The following is a 17,735-nucleotide window of genomic DNA, read 5'->3' as shown; positions in this document are numbered from 1 at the left end:
CTCCGCCCCGGACCCCGTATCGCGCCTTAAGGGCGCTCGTCCTCAAACTCCCCCAAGGCCTTAAGGGCCAGGGGGGACCCCCATGACGGGCTGAAAATGCCTCCACCGGCCCGTACCGATCAGCCGGACGGGCTGAAAATGCCTCGATGCGGGCCCGTACCGATCGGCCGGACGGGCTGAAGCGCCCAATGCGGGCCAGCACCGAGGCTTTTAGGGGCGCGGGGAACTGCGCGACCAGCCACCCACGACCCACACCCGAAAGCGGCCGCACTCAGCCCCTCCGGCGTTTGAGGAGCGGGGTCGGGGGCCGAGCCCCGGCCGCTTCACCCCGCCGGGGTGGAAGGGTCAGGCGCCCAGGGTGACGGGCCCCGCCCCCTCCGCGCCCGCAAGCTCAAGCACCCACACCTCATTGCCCCCGGCCCGCAACACCGCCCCCGGCACGTACAGCCCCCGCTGCGGCCCCACCCCCCAGTACCGCCCCACGCAGAACCCGTTCACCCACACGAACCCCCGCCCCCACCCGGGGAGCCGAAGCCACGCGAACGAGGCCCCGGCGGACGGCAGGTCCACGGCACCCCGGTGCAGACCGACGGCCCCCGCGGAACCTGCCGCCCCCGCCGCCCCCTTCGACCCCGCCGCCCCCGCCAGGGCGAAGGGCACCTTCGCCACCCCGGGGGCGGAGAAGGCGTCCAGGCGCAGCCCCCGCGCCCGCACCCCGTGCAAGTACTGCCGCTCGTGCAGCACCCCACCCGTGATCCCCTTCGGCTCCCCGCCGCGCGGCCCGTAGTTGACCCGGCCCAGGGACTCGACCCACAGCTCCACCGCCGCACCCCCCGGCACCGGCTCGGGCAGCGCCGCGTCCTCCGTGTCGAGGACCCCGGCGCGTACGCCGTCGACGTACACCGTCGCCACGTCCCGCAGCCCGAGCACCCCGAGCGCGTACGGCTGACGCGGCGCGGGCACATCGACCCGGTAGCGGACCAGCCCCCGGTCGACACCCACCTCCTCGAACGTCGCCGGCACCGGCCCCTCGCACTCCGCTCCCCCCAGGACGTCCAGAACGTCCGGCAGGGACGCCCAGCCGTCCGTACGGACCGCGTGCGAACCGGTCAACTCGACCGGTGGCGGCGGGAGTTCGGGCAGAGTACGGCCGTCCTGGTACGCGGCGAGCACCTCCCGGAACCGCCAGAACTTCTCCGTCGGCCGCCCCGCCTCGTCGATCGGCGCGTCGTAGTCGTACGACGTCGCCGTCGGCTCCAGCGCCCCCACATGCAGCTCGCCCGCCCGGTTCGCGCCGGACCAGCCGGCGAAGTTGGTGCCACCGTGCGCCATGTACAGGTTGACGGACGCCCCGCACTCCAGGATCTCCCGCAGCGTCGCCGCCGCGTCCTCCGCGTCCCGCACCACGTGCTCCGCGCCCCAGTGGTCGAACCAGCCGCACCAGAACTCCATGCACATCAACGGCCCCGACGGCTGATGGCGGCGCAGCACCTCGAAGCCCTCGCGCGCCCCGCTGCCGAAGTTCGCCGTGGCGAGCACCCCGGGCAGCGAACCCCCGGTCAGCATGTGGTCCTCGGGACCGTCCGAGGTGAACAGCGGCACCGCGATGCCGCGGTCGCGCAGCAGCCCCGCCAAGTGCTCCAGATAGCCCCGGTCGGTGCCGTAACTGCCGTACTCGTTCTCCACCTGCACCATCAGCACCGGCCCGCCCCGGTCGATCTGACGCTCGGCGACCTGGGGGAGCAGCACCCCGAACCAGCGCTCCACGTGCGCCAGATACTCCGGGTCGCCGGTGCGCGCGCGCCGGCCGAGCGGGCCCGTCAGCCAGTGCGGAAGCCCGCCGTTCTCCCACTCGGCACAGATGTAGGGCCCCGGCCGCACGATCGCCCACAGCCCGGCCGCATCCGCCGCGTCCAGGAACCGGCCGAGCGCCGCCACGTCCTCGTACCCCTCCGGCCGCGGCTCGTGCAGGTTCCACGGGACGTACGTCTCGACGCAGTTCAGGCCCATCGCCCGCAGCATCGCCAGCCGGTGCCCCCACTGCGACTCGTGCACCCGGAAATAGTGCAGCGCCCCCGACAGCAGGCGCACCGGCCGCCCGTCGAGCAGAAAATCCTCGTCCCCCACGGTGAAGTCGCCCACCGGCCGCCCCGCCCATCTGTCTCGGTCACTGTGCCCGGCCACTCTCGCCCCTGGCGCGGTTGCCGGTCCATGGACAAAGATCGGCGCTGATTGGACGCAAGGGGGACGGCACAGAACGGACATGGGCATGTATCACACCTGGATGCGGTATTTCACCCCCAGCCCGGCCCACCACCGCCTCGGCCTGGTCTGCCTGGGAGTGGGCCTCCAGCACGGCACGCTGCCCACCGTCGGACCCCGCACCCTCGACCACCACGTCGCCGTCGTCATCGGCGCCGGCAGCGGCTGGTTCCGCGGCACCGACGGCCGCAGGCAGGCCGTCACCGCACCCGCCCTGATCTGGCTCACCCCCGGCGTCCCCCACCACTACGGGCCCGACCCCGCCACCGGCTGGGACGAGTCGTTCGTCGACTTCAGCGGGCCCGCCACCACCACGTACACCGAACTCGGCTACATCGACCCCGACCACCCCGTCGTGCCGCTCAGCGACACCGTCGGCGCCCGCGCCGCCGTGGGCCGCATCGCCAGAGCCGCCCGCCGCGGCAACCCGCTCCTGGAGGTCGAGACCGCCGCCGCCGTCCACGAACTCCTCGTCGCACTGCGCCGCGCCCGCGCCGACGTCGCCCCCGACGGCGACCCCGTCCTCGACGCCCTGGCCCGTGACGCCTTCCAGCCCCTGTCGGTGGCCGAACACGCAGCCCGGCACGGCATGACCCCCGCCGAGCTGCGCACCGCCGTGCGCCGGGCCGCCGGATGCAGCCCCAAGGACTACCTCCTCGGCATCCGCCTCGGCCGCGCCAAGGAACTCCTCGCCGCCACCGAACTGCCGGTCGCGGCCATAGCCCGCCGCGTCGGCTACGACGACCCCGCCTACTTCTCCCGCCTGTTCACCCGCCGCGTCGGCATCGCCCCCGTACGCTTCCGCGCCCAGCAGGGCCGGGCCGTTCCCGGCGGCTGGAGCCACCGGATCCCGGATCCTGAACACCCCCCGACCATCGCGGGCCACGCCACGTAAGCTCGATGACCATGACCACGATCGACCCCTCCGTGCAGGCTGAGCTGGGCAGGCTCCGCGACAGCATCGACAACATCGACGCCGCCGTCGTGCACATGCTGGCGGAGCGCTTCAAATGCACCCAGCAGGTCGGCCACCTCAAGGCCGAACACAGCCTGCCCCCGGCCGACCCCTCGCGCGAAGCCGAGCAGATCGCCCGCCTGCGCCGCCTCGCCGAGAGCGCCAAGCTCGACCCGGCCTTCGCCGAGAAGCTCCTCAACTTCATCATCGCCGAGGTCATCAGGCACCACGAGACCATCGCCAAATCCGCCTGACGGCCCCGCCCCCCCCGGCGCCCCTGGAGCTTCCGACCCCGGAGGCCCCGCCCCCAGACCCCGTATCACGCCTTGACGGAGCTCATCCCCATCGCGCGGCTCCGCCGCGGTGGCCGCGACCGGGGAATGCCGGCCCACCTACAGGGGCGCGGGGCTGTGACGTTCGCGCGGCTCCGCCGCGGTGGGCGCGGCCGGGGAATGCCGGCCCAGTTACAGGGGCGCGGGGCTGTGACGTTCGCGCGGCTCCGCCGCGGTGGGCGCGGCCGGGGAATGCCGGCCCAGTTACAGGGGCGCGGGGAACTGCGCGAACAGCCACGCACGGTGCGAGGCCGAAAGGGGCCGGGGGCCCGGGCCCCCGACCCCCTCAGGCCCCCGCCCCCTCCGGGCGGCCTGTGCCGCCCCCGCCGCATCGGGCAGCATGGCCCCATGTCCGTACTGACGCGCGACGAAGCGCAGACCCGAGCCCGACTCCTCTCCGTACAGCGGTACGCGATCGACCTGGACCTCACCACCGGCGGCGAGGACACCTTCACCTCCCGCACCGCCATCCACTTCACCGCGCACACCGCCGGGGACACCTTCGTCGAGCTCAAGCCCGCCTCGCTGCGCTCGGTCACCCTCGACGGAACGCCCCTGGACCCCGAGGCCCTCGATGAGAACCGGCTCGCACTGACCCTCACCGAAGGCCCGCACGAACTGCACGTCGACGCCGACATGGCGTACTCCCGCACCGGTGAGGGACTGCACCGCTTCACCGACCCCGTCGACGGCGAGACCTACACCTACACCCAGCTGTTCATGGACGACGTACAGCGCGTCTACGCCGCCTTCGACCAGCCCGACCTCAAAGCCGTCTTCGACCTCACCGTGCGCGCCCCCGACGGCTGGACCGTCCTCGCCAACGGCATCACCGCACAACAGGAGGACGGCCGCTGGACAGCCGCCACCACCCCCGTCATCTCCACCTACCTCGTCGCCGTCGCCGCGGGCCCCTGGCACTCGGTCACCACCGAACACGCGGGCCTCCCCTTCGGCCTGCACTGCCGCCGCTCGCTCGCCCCCCACCTCGACGCCGACGCCGACGAACTCTTCGAGGTCACCCGGCACTGCTACGACCGCTACCACGAGAAGTTCGACGAGCCCTACCCCTTCGACTCCTACGACCAGGCCTTCGTCCCCGAATTCAACGCCGGCGCCATGGAGAACCCCGGACTCGTCACGTTCCGCGACGAGTTCGTCTACCGCTCCGCCGTCACGGACACCGAACGCCAGACCCGCGCCATGGTCATCGCCCACGAAATGGCCCACATGTGGTTCGGCGACCTCGTCACCCTCCAGTGGTGGGACGACATCTGGCTGAACGAGTCCTTCGCCGAATACATGGGCTACCACACCCTCAACGAGGCCGCACAGCAAGCCAGTTCCGGCATACTCCCCGCCTGGAGCAGCACCGACACCTGGGTCTACTTCGGCATCACCCGCAAGTCCTGGGGCTACGACGCCGACCAGCGCCCCTCCACCCACCCCGTCGCACCCCCGGCCGACGCCGTCCCCGACACCGCGTCCGCCCTGCTCAACTTCGACGGCATCTCCTACGCCAAGGGTGCCTCCGCGCTGCGCCAACTCGTCGCCTGGCTCGGCGAGAAGGACTTCCTCGCCGGCATCAACACCCACTTCGCCCGGCACAAGTTCGCCAACGCCACCCTCGCCGACTTCATCGACTCCCTCGCCCGCACCACCGACCGGGACGTCCACGCCTGGGCCGAACAATGGCTGCGCACCACCGGAGTCGACACCCTCACCCCCACCGTCGAAGAAACCGACGGCGCCTGGCACCTCACCGTCACCCGGCAGGGCGAGCGCCCCCACCGCCTCACCGTCGGCGCCTACGACCACGCACCGGGCCACGGCAACACCCTCGTCCCGCGTGAACACATCGACATCGACGTACCCCAGGACGAGACGACCGTACGCCCCGGCCGCCGCCCCGCACTCCTCGTCCTCAACGACCAGGACCTCACCTACGCCAAGGTCCGCCTCGACGCCACCTCCACCGAGACCGCCCTGCGCTCCCTGTCCGGCATCCCCGACGCCGTCACCCGCGCCGTCCTGTGGAACTCCCTGCGCGACATGGTCCGCGACGGCGAACTCGAACCCGCCGCCTACCTCGAAACCGCCCGCGCCCACCTCACCGAAGAAGCCGACCTCGCCATCGTCCAGGGCGTCCTCGCCTTCGCCGCCGCCCACATCACCGACCGCTACCTCACCCCCGTCGAACGCCCCGCCGCACTCGCGCTGCTCAGCGACCTCACCCGCGACCTCATCCGCCGCACCGAGGACGGCACCAACCCGGGCCTGCGCCTCATCGCCGTACGCCACTTCATCGACGCCGCCACCCAGCCCGACACCATCCGCGGCTGGCTCGAAGAAGGCCACGTCCCCGGCGGGCCCGCCCTCGACCCCGAACTGCGCTGGCGCATCCTGACCCGCCTCGCCGTCCTCGGCGCCACCGACGACCAGGAGATCGCCGCCCACCTCGCCGCCGACCCCAGCGCCACCGGCGAAGAGGGCGCCGCCCGCTGCCGCGCCGCGCTGCCCACCGCCGCCGCCAAGGAAGCCGCCTGGAACGCCATGTTCCACGGCGACACCCTGTCCAACTACCTCCTCACCGCCACCGCCCAAGGCTTCTGGCAACCCGAACAGGAAGAACTCCTGCGGCCCTACACCGCCCGCTACTACCAGGACGCGCCCCCGCTCGCCGACCGCCGCGGCCCCGCCATCGCCGACGCCGTGGGCCGTCACGCCTTCCCCGGCCCCGTCGACACCGACGCCCTGCACCACGGCGAAGCCGCCCTCACCCGCACCGACCTGCTGCCCGCCCTGCGCCGCAAACTCATCGACCAGGTCGACGACCTGCGTCGCGCCCTGCACGTACGGGGCCGCACCACGAGCTGACCACGGAGACTCCCGCACACCAGGCCGAGCCCGACGGGACCAGGTCGAGCCCGACGGGACCCGATCGATCCCCACGGTCCTGCTCGGCCCGCCGGGACCCGGCCGAACTCATCCGGCCCGCAGGCGAGTTGGGGATCCGGCCCGCACGCCATACCAGCAAGCACCCTGCCCAACTCGCCCCCACCGCAAGGCAGTACCACTTTCGGGTTGAGATCGTTGTGCACAGCGGCTTCACCGGCCGATCCAGGATCACGCTGGTGAAGTCGCTGCCCGCACCCCCGAAGGAACCCCATGCACAGCCCGCCCCTCGCCGGAGGCACCGCAGGGCCCGCGGCCCTGCGCCCCCTGCTCGACGTCGTACTCGACGCCCTCCACCAGGGGGCGAAGACCCGGGGCGGCCCGCTACCGCCCGGCGGACCCGAAGCGGTCGCCCAGCGCGTCCACAACGCCGCGACGACTTTCCCCACCCGGACCTCCGGCAGCGGTAACGGCACCGGCACGGACCCTGACGTCGGCACGGGCACAGGCGCAGGCGCTGACACCGGCACCGGCACCGGCACAGGCGCTGACACCGGCACCGGCATCAGCACCGGGACAAGCACCGGCACCAGCACCGGGACAAGCACCGGCACCCGCATCGGCCCCGCCCAGGCCGGCCCCCGCACCGAGGCGGCCCTCAGCACCCTCCTCCCCAGCCGCGGCACCGGCGCCGAAGAGGCCCTCACCACCCTCGTACGCGCCCTCGCCGAAGGCTCCGCCGACCCCGCCGAACCCTGCTGTGCGGCCCACCTGCACACCCCGCCGCTCGCCCTCGCCGCGGCCGCCGACCTCGCCGCCGGCGCGCTCAACCCGTCCCTGGACTCCTGGGACCAGGCCCCCGCCGCCTCCGCGCTCGAAGCCCTCCTCACCCGCGGCATCGCCCACGAGATCTGGCCCCACGGCGGGGACGCCCTCGTCACCACCGGCGGCACCGAGTCCAACCAGCTCGCGCTCCTGCTCGCCCGCGAACACCACGGACCCGTCCAGATCGTGTGCGGCGCCCACACCCACCACTCCATCCACCGCGCCGCCTGGCTCCTCGGCCTGCCCGACCCCGTCGTCGTCCCCGCCCCCGCCGGCACCACCGACCTCGCCGCCCTCGACGCCGCCCTCACCGAGCTGCGCGCCCGCCCCACCCTCGTCGTCGCCACCGCAGGCACCACCGACACCGGCGCCATCGACCCGCTGCCCGCCATCGCCGACCTGTGCGCCACCCACCACGCCGAACTCCACATCGACGCCGCCTACGGCGGGCCCCTCCTGTTCAGTGACCGTCACCGCCCCCGGCTCGGCGGCCTCGAACGCGCCCACACCGTCACCCTCGACCTGCACAAACTCGGCTGGCAACCCGTCGCCGCAGGCCTCATCGCCGTCGCCGACCCCAGCCGCCTCACCCCCCTCGGGCACCGCGCCGACTACCTCAACGCCGACGACGACACCGAAGCGGGCCTGCCCGACCTCCTCGGCCGCTCCCTGCGCACCACCCGCCGCCCCGACGCCCTCAAAATCGCCGTCACCCTACGAGCCCTCGGCCGTGACGGCCTCGCCCACCTCGTCGACCGCGTCTGCGACCACGCCGCGCGACTGGCCCAACTCATCGACCAGCACCCGCAGTTGGAGCTCTACGCGGCTCCCGCCATCTCCACCGTCCTCTTCCGTCCGTACGGCGCCGACGACACCACCGTCGCCGACATCCGCCGCACCCTGCTCCACCACGGCACCGCCGTCCTCGGCCGCGCCCACGCCGAGGGACGCCTGTGGCTCAAAGCGACCCTCCTCAACCCCCACCTCACCCCCCACGACCTGCACACCCTCCTCGACACCACACTCCGCGCCGTCGGCGCCCGCCCCGCCACCACCCCACCCCCCACGGAAGGCACCCACCGATGACCACCCACACCCCCGAAGACCAACCCCACGACCTCGTCGGCATCGGCATCGGCCCCTTCAACCTCTCCCTCGCCGCCCTGGCCCACGGCGTACCCGGCGGACTCGACACCGCCTTCTACGAACAGCGCCCCGCCTTCCACTGGCACCCCGGTCTCCTCATCGAAGGCGCCTCCCTCCAAGTCCCCTTCCTCGCCGACCTCGTCACCCTCGCCGACCCCGCCAACCCCTGGACCTTCCTCAACTACCTCAAGCACCGCGAACGGCTCTTCCCGTTCTACTTCGCCGAAAAGTTCCACATCCAGCGCACCGAATACGACGCCTACTGCCGCTGGGTCAGCGAAAACCTCACCGACCTGCACTTCTCCCACCAGGTCGACGCCGTCCGCTGGAACCCCGAACGCGGCCTGTTCGAGATCGACTTCACCCAGCTCGACCTCCACGGCGAAGCCGAAGCACTCGGCCGCTCCTACACCCGCCACCTCGCCGTCGGCGTCGGCACCCAACCCCACGTCCCCGAACCCCTCAAACCCCTCGCCGACGCCCCCACCGTCCCCGTCATCCACTCCGCCGACTACCTCGACCACCGCGCCCGGCTGCTCGCCGCCGAGCACATCACCGTCATCGGCTCCGGCCAGTCCGGCGCCGAAGTCTTCCTCGACCTCCTGCGCAACCGGCCCGCGGGCGCCGAGAAGATCGCCTGGCTCACCCGCACCGAGGCGTTCGCGCCCATGGAGTACTCCAAGCTCGGCCTCGAACACTTCACCCCCGACTACACCCGCTACTTCCACGCCCTCACCGAACCCGTACGCGACCAGCTCCTGCCCCGCCAATGGCAGCTCCACAAGGGCATCGACGCCGACACCATGGCCGCCATCCACGACGAGCTCTACCGCCGCACCCAGCACGGCGGCTGGCCCGACATCACCATGACCCCCGGAGTCTCCGTACGCACCGCCGGACGCGTCGCCACCACCAAGGTCGAACTCCACCTCGAACACACCCAGCAGGGCGTACGCGACCGCATCACCACCGACGCCGTCGTCCTCGCCACCGGCTACCGCGAACGCCCCCTCGGCCGCATGCTCGCCGGACTCGACCCCTACATGCGCTACGACAGCGCCGAACGCCCCCGCATCGACGCCGAGTTCAAACTGGTCCTGGACGCCTCCGTCACCGGCAACGTCTACGTCCAGAACGCCGAACGGCACACCCACGGCGTCGGCGCCCCCGACCTCGGCCTCGCCGCCTGGCGCAGCGCCACCATCCTCAACTCCCTCACCGGAAAGGAGCCCTACCCCCAGCCGGCCCGCACCGCCTTCACCACCTTCGGCCTCGACAAAAAAAATCAGGCCCGCCCGGTCCCACACCAACCGGAGGGCCTGATCCCACTCGTCGAACAGCCGTGACACACCGTCAGAACCCCTTCCAGGAGGCCCGGGAGAGGCCCAGGGCGGGGCTCAGAAAGCGGCTCAGAACACGGCTCAGAACACGGCCACGCCGTTCTGTGTCAGCTTCCAGTCCACCGAAGCGAACTCCGCCTGATCGATGACACCCTTCGCCTTCACCCACGCGATCATCGTGTTGCGGATCTCATCGGAGTTCGCCCACACCTGCTTGGCGGTCGCCACCCCCGGGAAGTTGCCGCCACCATTGGCCCGGTAGTTGTTCACCGCCAGCACGAACTGCGCCTTGTCGTCCAACGGCTTCCCGTCGAACATCACCTTCGACACCCGCGAACCGGCCGGCTTCGCGATGTCGACCTCGTACGAGACGCCGCTCACCACGTCATAGTTGTAGTCCGGCGTGCTGTTCGCGTTGGTGATCTTGGCGGGGTCGACCGGGCCCGTCGTCTGCACGTAGTAGTTCGCCGAGAACTCCAGATACGCCCGAATCTGAGCACCCGTCAGAAGCCGTGCTTCCAGCGTGTTCTCGTACACGTACAGACCCGCGACGTCCTTGATCGTGACCTTCCCCGCAGGAATCACCGCGGTCCGCGAGAAACACGCCGCCTGCGAAAGCACCGGCAACGAGGCGTACTCCGACGACGCCAGCGCCGCCTTCACCGTGTCCGTCTGAATGCGGTTGATCAGATCGATGATCGGCACATCCTTGTACGGGGCCTCCGCCGACCGCATCTCCGCCGCGTTCGTGCCCACCACCTGGTTCACATACGCCACGACCTTGTCGTGCTCCGCCTTCACCAGACGCCTCACCACCGGATCCTCGGCCACCGCGTTCGCATTGCGCACATCCGCCGTCACCGACGTCACCTGCCAGCGGCCCCGCGCGAACTCCAGCGCGAAGTCGAAAACACTCAGCCGCATGCCCCACATGTACGGCTCCGACAGCACCACGGACTTGCCGGTCTCCTTGTTCACCACCGTCCGCGACGCCACCTCCTTGTGCGTGTGACCCACCAGAATCGCGTCGATCCCCGGCACCTGCTCCGCCACCAGCGACGACGCGTTCTCCGGATACGGCAGCGCGTCCCCGTACGACGTGCCCCCGTCCAGACCCGAATGGTCCGTACAGATCACCACGTCACAACCCAGCGCCCGCAGCTTCGGCACGTAGATCTTCGCCTGCTCCACCAGACCCGGGAACGTCATCTTCCCCTGCACGTTCGCCTTGTCCCAGATCGCGATCCCAGGATTCGTCAACCCCAGGATCCCCACCTTCACATCCGGCCCGTGCGGCACCTTCAGACGCCGCACCGTGTACGGAGGGAAAGCCGGCTTCAACGTCTTCGCGTCCAGCGCGTTCGCGCCGAGGAGCGGGAAGTCCAGCTGGTCCTGGAACGCCCGAAGCGTCGGAATGCCGTAGTTGAACTCGTGGTTGCCGAGCGCCGCCGCGTCGTAGCGCATGTGGTTCATCGCCAGCGCCATCGGATGCTCAGGACCCCGCTTGCCGCCCGAACCCGTGATCGGCTCGACCCGCGCGTAGTAGTACGACAGCTGCGTGCCCTGGATGATGTCACCCGCGTCGATCAACAGCGTGTTGTGGCGGCCCTTCTCCTTACGGACCTGATCCACCAGCGTCGAGATCTTCGCCAGACCCACGTCGTTGTGCGCCGCGTCGTCGTACTCCGCGTCCGTGAAGTAGTCCCAGTTGAAGACATGACCGTGCAGATCCGTCGTGCCCATCACCGAGAACGCGTACCGCTTCGGCTCACGCCCGTGCCCATGGCCCAGATCCTGCGTCCGGGGCGCCGCCTCGGCGGGCGACACCACACCCCCCGCCACGGCCACACCGGCCCCGGCGGCGGCCGTAGTGCCCAGGAACGTCCTGCGGTTCAGCGGCATGCTCTCTCCCTGAAGTCGTATGACGCGCGCGGAAGTTGTGCGGACGGTGACGCGCGTAGACCCAGGGATTCTGACCCAGAACCGGCCACCCGCAACACCCCCCGCAGGTTGCGATCTGATGACCGGCCCCCGACCAAAGCGCCACTGCGGGCCCCGACGGAAAGCCGCCCCGCCGGACCCGCCGGCCAGCCCCGCCGCCGGACCCCGCCGGCAAGCCCCGCCGCCGGACCCCGCCGGCAAGCCCCGCCGCCGGACCCCGCCGGCAAGCCCCGCTGCCAAACCCCCGACGGCAAGCCCCCACCCGACCACACCCACCGGTGCCACAGTGGACCCATGACCGACGCCCAGCCCTACGGCACCCCCGAACAGCCACGCCTCGCCGTCCACGGCGAAGCCCACCTCGAAGTCGACCCCGAAATCGCCGGCATCACCATCACCATCGCCACCCGCGGCACCGACCGCCGCGCCACCCTCGACGACCTCACCCGCCGCAACACCCACGTCATCGACCTCATCAAAAGCTACGGAGACGCCATCGAAAAACTCGAAACCGGCGCCTTCACCCTCACCCCCGAACTCACCCGCCACGGCCGCGGCGAACGCGTCCGCACCTACCACGGCACCGTCCACATCACCACCGAACTCACCGACTTCACCACCCTCGGCGAACTCACCACCCGCCTAGCCGACCTCGAACTCACCCGCGTCGACGGCCCCTGGTGGTCCCTGCGCCCCGACTCACCCGCCCACAGCGAAGTACGCCGCCGCGCCGTCCACCAAGCCGTCGCACGCGCCCGCGAATACGCCGACGCCCTCGGCGCCACCCTCGCCGCCCTCGTCGAACTCTCCGACCCCGGCGCCGAAAACCCCACCCCCTACGGCCTCCCCGCCGCAGGCGGCATGGCCTTCCGCGCCGCCGCCCCCGGCGCCGCCGAACCCGCCCCCACCCTCGACCTCGAACCCCAACGCCAGTCCGTCCACGCCCGCGTCAACGCCCGCTTCCTCATGACCCCGCCCAAGCTGTAACCACCGAACAGAGCACCCGAACACAGCCCGTGACGCCCACCCGCGCCGGGCGCCCCGACATGCTCATCGGAGCGCCCCCGCGCACAATTCAACACTTGTCAACCACCCTTCACGCAAAGGTTGTTGAGCAGTAACCCCAGTCCAAATCTCTACCCACCGGTAAGCCCTAGGCTCGAACCATGCGCCGAGCCAAAATCGTCTGCACCCTGGGCCCCGCCACCGACACATACGACCAGATCAAAGCCCTGGTCGAAGCCGGAATGGACGTAGCCCGCTTCAACCTCAGCCACGGCACCTACGCCGAGCACGAACAGCGCTACCACCACGTCCGCAAAGCCTCCGAAGAGACCGGCCACAACATCGGCATCCTCGCCGACCTTCAAGGCCCGAAGATCCGCCTCGGCCGCTTCACCGAAGGCCCCGTACTCCTTGAACGCGGCGACGAATTCACCATCACCGTCGAACCCGACACACAAGGCGACCGACACCACTGCGGCACCACCTACCAAGGCCTCGCCGCCGACGTCACCACCGGCGAACGCATCCTCGTCGACGACGGCAAAGTGACCCTCCAAGTCACCAGCGTCGACGGCCCCCGCGTCCACACCCTCGTCATCGAAGGAGGCATGGTCTCCGACCACAAGGGCCTCAACCTCCCCGGCGTGGCCGTCTCCGTCCCCGCCCTCTCCGACAAGGACGAAGAAGACCTCCGCTGGGCCCTGCGCACCGGCGCCGACATCATCGCCCTCTCCTTCGTCCGCAGCGGCCGCGACATCCACGACGTCCACCGCATCATGGACGAAGAGGGCCGACGCCTCCCCGTCATCGCCAAAATCGAAAAACCCCAGGCCGTCGACAACATCGACGACATCGTCGCCGCCTTCGACGGCATCATGGTCGCCCGCGGCGACCTCGGCGTCGAAATGCCCCTCGAACAAGTCCCCATCGTCCAGAAGCGCGCCATCAAACTCGCCAAGCGCAACGCCAAACCGGTCATCGTCGCCACCCAGATGCTCGACTCGATGATCGACAACTCCCGCCCCACCAGGGCCGAAGCCAGCGACGTCGCCAACGCCGTAATCGACGGCACGGACGCGGTCATGCTCTCCGGCGAAACCAGCGTCGGCAAATACCCCATCGAGACGGTCAAGACGATGGGCCGCATCGTCGAAGCGGCCGAGGAAGACGTCCTCGCCAAGGGACTCCCGCCCCTCACCGACCGCAACAAGCCCCGCACCCAAGGCGGCGCCGTCGCCCGAGCCGCCGCCGAAATGGGCGACTTCCTCGGCGCGAAGTTCCTCGTCGCCTTCACCCAGTCCGGCGACACCGTCAAACGCCTCTCCCGCTACCGCTCCCCGATCCCGCTGCTCGCCTTCACCCCCGTGCCGGCCACCCGCTCCCAGCTCAACCTCACGTGGGGTGTGGAAACGTTCCTCGGACCTCACGTCGAATCCACCGACGAGATGGTGGCGCAGGTCGACGAGATGCTCCTGAAGGTCGGCCGCTGTCAGAAGGGCGACGTCGTCGTGATCACGGCAGGCTCCCCTCCGGGCGTCGCGGGCTCCACGAACCTGGTCCGCGTCCACCACATCGGCGAGGACGACAGCCCCAAGTAACCCTGGGCCACGGCCCCTTGCCCCACCCCTCGCAGGGGGCCCCTGGGTTCGGTGTTCAGTACTTGGGGCCTATGTGGTGGTCCATCAGGGCGACCGAGTTCCGCTTGGCGACGGATATGTTCTGGGCGCGCCTGGCCTGGTTCGCAGGGCGCCACTCCACGCCGACTCGGTCCAGGGCATCGGTGAAGAGGCCCAGGATGTCCGTGGACGTGTTGGTGAAGAAGTACCGGACGTACTCGTAGCGCTTGCGTTCACCGCCGATGACCTTCTCGGTCCAGTTGGTGATGCGACAGCCGTCGGAGTGGATCAGCCCTCTGATGAACGGCCAGGTGTGGTCGCGCACGATCGTTTCCTGCCAGGAAGCCAGAACTATGGGGCGATCGTGCTTCTTGCCGGCGCCGTGCTGCGGGAACAGGCAGTACAAGTGACGTGACGTCACCTTGACGTCATGGCACCCGTCCTTCCGGGCCCGGCACACCGAATTGTGGGGGAAGACCGTGCGGAGAGCGCGTTCGCACTCCGCCATCAACCCTGGCCATGAGTCGGCGCAGGTGATCCTCAGGCTGGGAACGCGGTGCTTGATGTACTGGCAGATGTGCCCGTCGCCCAGATAGAGACCCAACAGGTAGGCGTACGCGGAGGCTGCCAGAGGCGCGCCGTCACAGCGCGGACACTTGATCTCTGGCTTTGCCCCCGGACACACGCCGCGTCTGGCGCGGTCGTAGTGCCACCAGCTCCCGATCGTGCCGACCGGTACGTCGAGCTGCCGAGCCACGTCGGCGTTCCTCGCGCCCTCACGCAGCAAGGTAAGCGCCCTCTGCCGAACCTCTGTGCCGTAAACGCTCATGCGGGCACTTTGTGTGACGGCGTGTTGCTCCACGTAGCAAAAAGCGGAGCTTCACGCGAACGTGAAGCTCCGCTTGTTACGCCGTGACCTTCGAATCGAAGGAAAAGTGCCCCGAGTCGGACTCGAACCGACACTGTATGGGTTTTGAATCCATTGCCTGCTGCCAATTGGGCTACCGGGGCCCACCGAATCAAAGGTTACCCTTGACCCGTTGCGCGTCCACCATACCGCAGCTAGGTAGGCTCATGGCGAGCTGCACCTGCCTTAAACCGAGGAGCCCCCGTGACCGCCCCCGAGTCGCCCCAGCCCACCGCAGACGACGACGCGACGCACGTCCCGCCGATGACGACGCGCGTCGTCATCGCCGAGGACGAGGCCCTCATTCGTCTCGATCTCAAAGAGATGCTCGAAGAAGAGGGCTACGCGGTCGTGGGCGAGGCCGGTGACGGGCAGAAGGCCGTCGAGCTGGCCCGGGAGCACCAGCCGGACCTGGTGATCCTGGATGTGAAGATGCCGGTCCTGGACGGGATCTCCGCGGCGGAGCTGATCGCGAAGGAGTCGATCGCCCCCGTGCTGATGCTGACGGCGTTCAGTCAGCGGGACCTGGTGGAGCGGGCCCGGGACGCCGGCGCGATGGCGTATCTGGTGAAGCCGTTCTCGAAGAGCGACGTGGTGCCGGCGATCGAGATGGCGGTGTCGCGGTTCACGGAGTTGAAGGCGCTGGAGCGGGAGGTCGCGGACCTTTCGCAGCGCCTGGAGACGCGCAAGCTCGTGGACCGGGCGAAGTCGGTGTTGCAGACGCAGTACGGGTTGTCGGAGCCGGCGGCGTTCCGTTGGATTCAGAAGACGTCGATGGATCGGCGGATGTCGATGCAGCAGGTGGCCGAGGCGGTTATCGAGGACGCCGAGGAGAAGAAGGCGGCGAAGGGGGAGTAGTTCCCGACGCGCATGCAAAGGGCCCGCATCCGGTGGCAGTTCCGGGTGCGGGCCCTTTGCGTGCGGCGCTGGGTTCAGTCTTCGCCGAGGTAGGCCTTGCGGACCGATTCGTCGTGGAGGAGGTCCTGTCCGGTTCCGGAGAGGACGATCTTGCCGATTTCCATGACGTGGCCCTGGTCGGCGAGGGAGAGCGCGGCTTGGGCGTTCTGTTCGACGAGCAGGATGGTGGTGCCTTGGGCTTTGAGTTCGGTGATGGTGGCCATGATCTTCTGCATCATGATCGGGGAGAGGCCCATGGAGGGTTCGTCGAGCATGAGGAGTTTGGGCTGGGACATCAGTGCGCGGCCCATGGCGAGCATTTGTTGTTCGCCGCCGGAGAGGGTGCCGGCTGCTTGTTTGCGGCGTTCTCCGAGGATGGGGAAGAGGTCGTAGGCGCGCTGGATGTCTTTTTCTATTCCTGTTTTGTCGTCGCGGAGGTAGGCGCCGAGGCGGAGGTTGTCCTCGATGGTCATGCGGGGGAAGATGTGGCGGCCTTCGGGGGAGTGGGCCATTCCGAGGGCGACGATTTTGTGTGCGGGGACGTTCTTGAGGGGTTTTCCGTCGAAGGTGATGTTTCCGGCGAGGGGTTCGAGGAGGCCGGAGAGGGTGCGCAGGGTGGTGGTTTTCCCGGCGCCGTTGGTGCCGATGAGGGTGACGACTTGTCCTGCTTCGACGCTGAAGGAGATGCCTTTTACGGCTTCGATTTTGCCGTAGGCGACCCGGAGGTCCTCGACTTCGAGGAGTGCGGTCACTGGGTGTCTCCCTCGGTGCTGGTGGTGCTCTGCGCCGTTTCGGCGGCTTCTACTTCGGCGAGTTCCTCGTCTCCGGGTGCGCCTTCGAAGGGGGTGCCGAGGTAGGCGGCGATGACGCGTTCGTCGGCCTGGACGATGTCGGGGGTGCCTTCGACGAGTTTTTCGCCTTGGACGAGGACGGAGACGCGGTCGCAGAGGTTCATGATGAAGCGCATGTCGTGCTCGATGACGAGGACGGCGATGCCTTGGTCGCGGATGGCGAAGATGAGTTCTTCGGCGGCGCGGGTTTCCTGGGGGTTCATGCCGGCGGTGGGCTCGTCGAGGAGGAGGAGTCCGGGTTCGCTGGCGAGGGCGCGGGCGATTTCGAGCTTGCGTTGTTCGCCGTAGGGGAGGTTGCGGGAGAGGTGGTCGGCTTTTTCTGCGAGGCCGGTGAATTCCAGGAGTTCCATGGCGCGTTCGCGGGATGCGTTTTCCGCTCTGGTGAATCCGGGGAGGCGCAGGAGGGCGGACCAGAGGCCTTCTTTGGTTCGGGTGTGGCGGCCGACGAGGACGTTTTCCAGGACGGTCATGTTGGGGAAGAGCCGGATGTTCTGGAAGGTGCGGGCGACGCCGGCCTGGGTGACGAGGTGGGGTTTGGGGGGAAGGAGGGTGCCTTTGTAGGTCACTTTTCCTTCGGTGGGGACGTAGAGGCCGGTGAGGCAGTTGAAGAAGGTGGTTTTTCCGGCGCCGTTGGGTCCGATGAGGCCGATGATTTCGCCGCTGTTGACGGTGAGGTCGACGTTTCGGACGGCGGTGAGGCCGCCGAATCGCATGGTGACGCCGCTGGCGTGGAGGACGGTGTTGGGTGTGGTGGTCATGCTGG

13 protein-coding genes and 1 tRNA gene are annotated in these 17,735 nt (G+C 69.6%); 8 read left to right on the top strand and 6 right to left on the bottom strand.

The window, feature by feature from the left end; translation table 11 throughout:
* Nucleotides 1–345: 345 nt before the first annotated feature.
* Nucleotides 346–2,142, bottom strand: coding sequence for a beta-galactosidase family protein (locus ACFYNP_RS34460; RefSeq protein WP_388791132.1), 1,797 nt, complete (start codon nt 2,140–2,142; stop codon nt 346–348).
* Between the two features lie 127 nt (nt 2,143–2,269).
* Here ACFYNP_RS34460 and ACFYNP_RS34455 point away from each other — a divergent pair, with 127 nt between their 5' ends.
* From ACFYNP_RS34455 to ACFYNP_RS34435, 5 genes are all read left to right on the top strand, one after another.
* Nucleotides 2,270–3,157 (top strand): helix-turn-helix domain-containing protein, encoded by an 888-nt coding sequence (locus ACFYNP_RS34455; RefSeq protein ID WP_388791144.1) that lies wholly within the window; start codon nt 2,270–2,272, stop codon nt 3,155–3,157.
* A 5-nt stretch (nt 3,158–3,162) separates the two neighbouring features.
* Nucleotides 3,163–3,471, top strand: coding sequence for a chorismate mutase (locus ACFYNP_RS34450; protein ID WP_100574485.1), 309 nt, complete (start codon nt 3,163–3,165; stop codon nt 3,469–3,471).
* A gap of 426 nt (nt 3,472–3,897) precedes the next feature.
* A complete protein-coding gene (pepN, locus tag ACFYNP_RS34445) occupies nt 3,898–6,426 on the top strand; it encodes an aminopeptidase N (protein WP_388791130.1) in 2,529 nt (842 codons plus the stop codon).
* A 291-nt stretch (nt 6,427–6,717) separates the two neighbouring features.
* Nucleotides 6,718–8,355 (top strand): pyridoxal phosphate-dependent decarboxylase family protein, encoded by a 1,638-nt coding sequence (locus tag ACFYNP_RS34440; protein WP_388791128.1) that lies wholly within the window; start codon nt 6,718–6,720, stop codon nt 8,353–8,355.
* Nucleotides 8,352–9,761 carry a lysine N(6)-hydroxylase/L-ornithine N(5)-oxygenase family protein gene (locus tag ACFYNP_RS34435; protein WP_388415364.1) on the top strand — a complete coding sequence of 470 codons (1,410 nt, stop codon included), beginning with the start codon at nt 8,352–8,354 and terminating at the stop codon, nt 9,759–9,761. Before ACFYNP_RS34440 ends, ACFYNP_RS34435 begins: the two co-directional genes overlap by 4 nt.
* Before the next feature lie 75 nt (nt 9,762–9,836).
* On the opposite strand, the gene ACFYNP_RS34430 is transcribed toward ACFYNP_RS34435, so the two are convergent.
* Complete coding sequence (locus tag ACFYNP_RS34430) at nt 9,837–11,657, bottom strand: bifunctional metallophosphatase/5'-nucleotidase (RefSeq protein ID WP_388415366.1); 1,821 nt, start codon at nt 11,655–11,657, stop codon at nt 9,837–9,839.
* Between the two features lie 333 nt (nt 11,658–11,990).
* Between ACFYNP_RS34430 and ACFYNP_RS34425 the strand changes: the two genes are divergently transcribed.
* Together ACFYNP_RS34425 and pyk are read left to right on the top strand one after the other, a co-directional pair.
* Complete coding sequence (locus tag ACFYNP_RS34425; RefSeq protein ID WP_388791126.1) at nt 11,991–12,683, top strand: SIMPL domain-containing protein; 693 nt, start codon at nt 11,991–11,993, stop codon at nt 12,681–12,683.
* A 179-nt stretch (nt 12,684–12,862) separates the two neighbouring features.
* Nucleotides 12,863–14,299, top strand: a complete 1,437-nt coding sequence (gene pyk, locus ACFYNP_RS34420; RefSeq protein ID WP_388415370.1) for a pyruvate kinase — start codon at nt 12,863–12,865, stop codon at nt 14,297–14,299.
* 55 nt (nt 14,300–14,354) lie between these two features.
* On the opposite strand, the gene ACFYNP_RS34415 is transcribed toward pyk, so the two are convergent.
* Both ACFYNP_RS34415 and ACFYNP_RS34410 read right to left on the bottom strand, forming a co-directional pair.
* Entirely contained in the window at nt 14,355–15,146 is a 792-nt protein-coding gene (locus ACFYNP_RS34415) for a helix-turn-helix domain-containing protein (protein WP_388791124.1), read from the bottom strand.
* 107 nt (nt 15,147–15,253) lie between these two features.
* Nucleotides 15,254–15,328, bottom strand: a tRNA-Leu gene (locus tag ACFYNP_RS34410).
* A gap of 100 nt (nt 15,329–15,428) precedes the next feature.
* Here ACFYNP_RS34410 and ACFYNP_RS34405 point away from each other — a divergent pair.
* Entirely contained in the window at nt 15,429–16,082 is a 654-nt protein-coding gene (locus ACFYNP_RS34405; protein ID WP_382588970.1) for an ANTAR domain-containing response regulator, read from the top strand.
* Between the two features lie 74 nt (nt 16,083–16,156).
* Here the strand turns inward: ACFYNP_RS34405 and ACFYNP_RS34400 are convergent, their stop codons facing one another.
* Together ACFYNP_RS34400 and ACFYNP_RS34395 are read right to left on the bottom strand one after the other, a co-directional pair.
* Nucleotides 16,157–16,873 carry an ABC transporter ATP-binding protein gene (locus ACFYNP_RS34400; protein WP_388415375.1) on the bottom strand — a complete coding sequence of 239 codons (717 nt, stop codon included), beginning with the start codon at nt 16,871–16,873 and terminating at the stop codon, nt 16,157–16,159.
* The gene (locus ACFYNP_RS34395) at nt 16,870–17,730 is read right to left on the bottom strand and encodes an ABC transporter ATP-binding protein (RefSeq protein ID WP_388415591.1); all 861 of its coding nucleotides are present in this window, start codon (nt 17,728–17,730) and stop codon (nt 16,870–16,872) included. Before ACFYNP_RS34395 ends, ACFYNP_RS34400 begins: the two co-directional genes overlap by 4 nt.
* Nucleotides 17,731–17,735 lie beyond the last annotated feature (5 nt).

The sequence above is a fragment of the Streptomyces sp. NPDC006691 genome (assembly GCF_042869955.1).
Taxonomy (GTDB): domain Bacteria; phylum Actinomycetota; class Actinomycetes; order Streptomycetales; family Streptomycetaceae; genus Streptomyces.
This window is presented reverse-complemented; position numbering and strand designations above follow the sequence as displayed.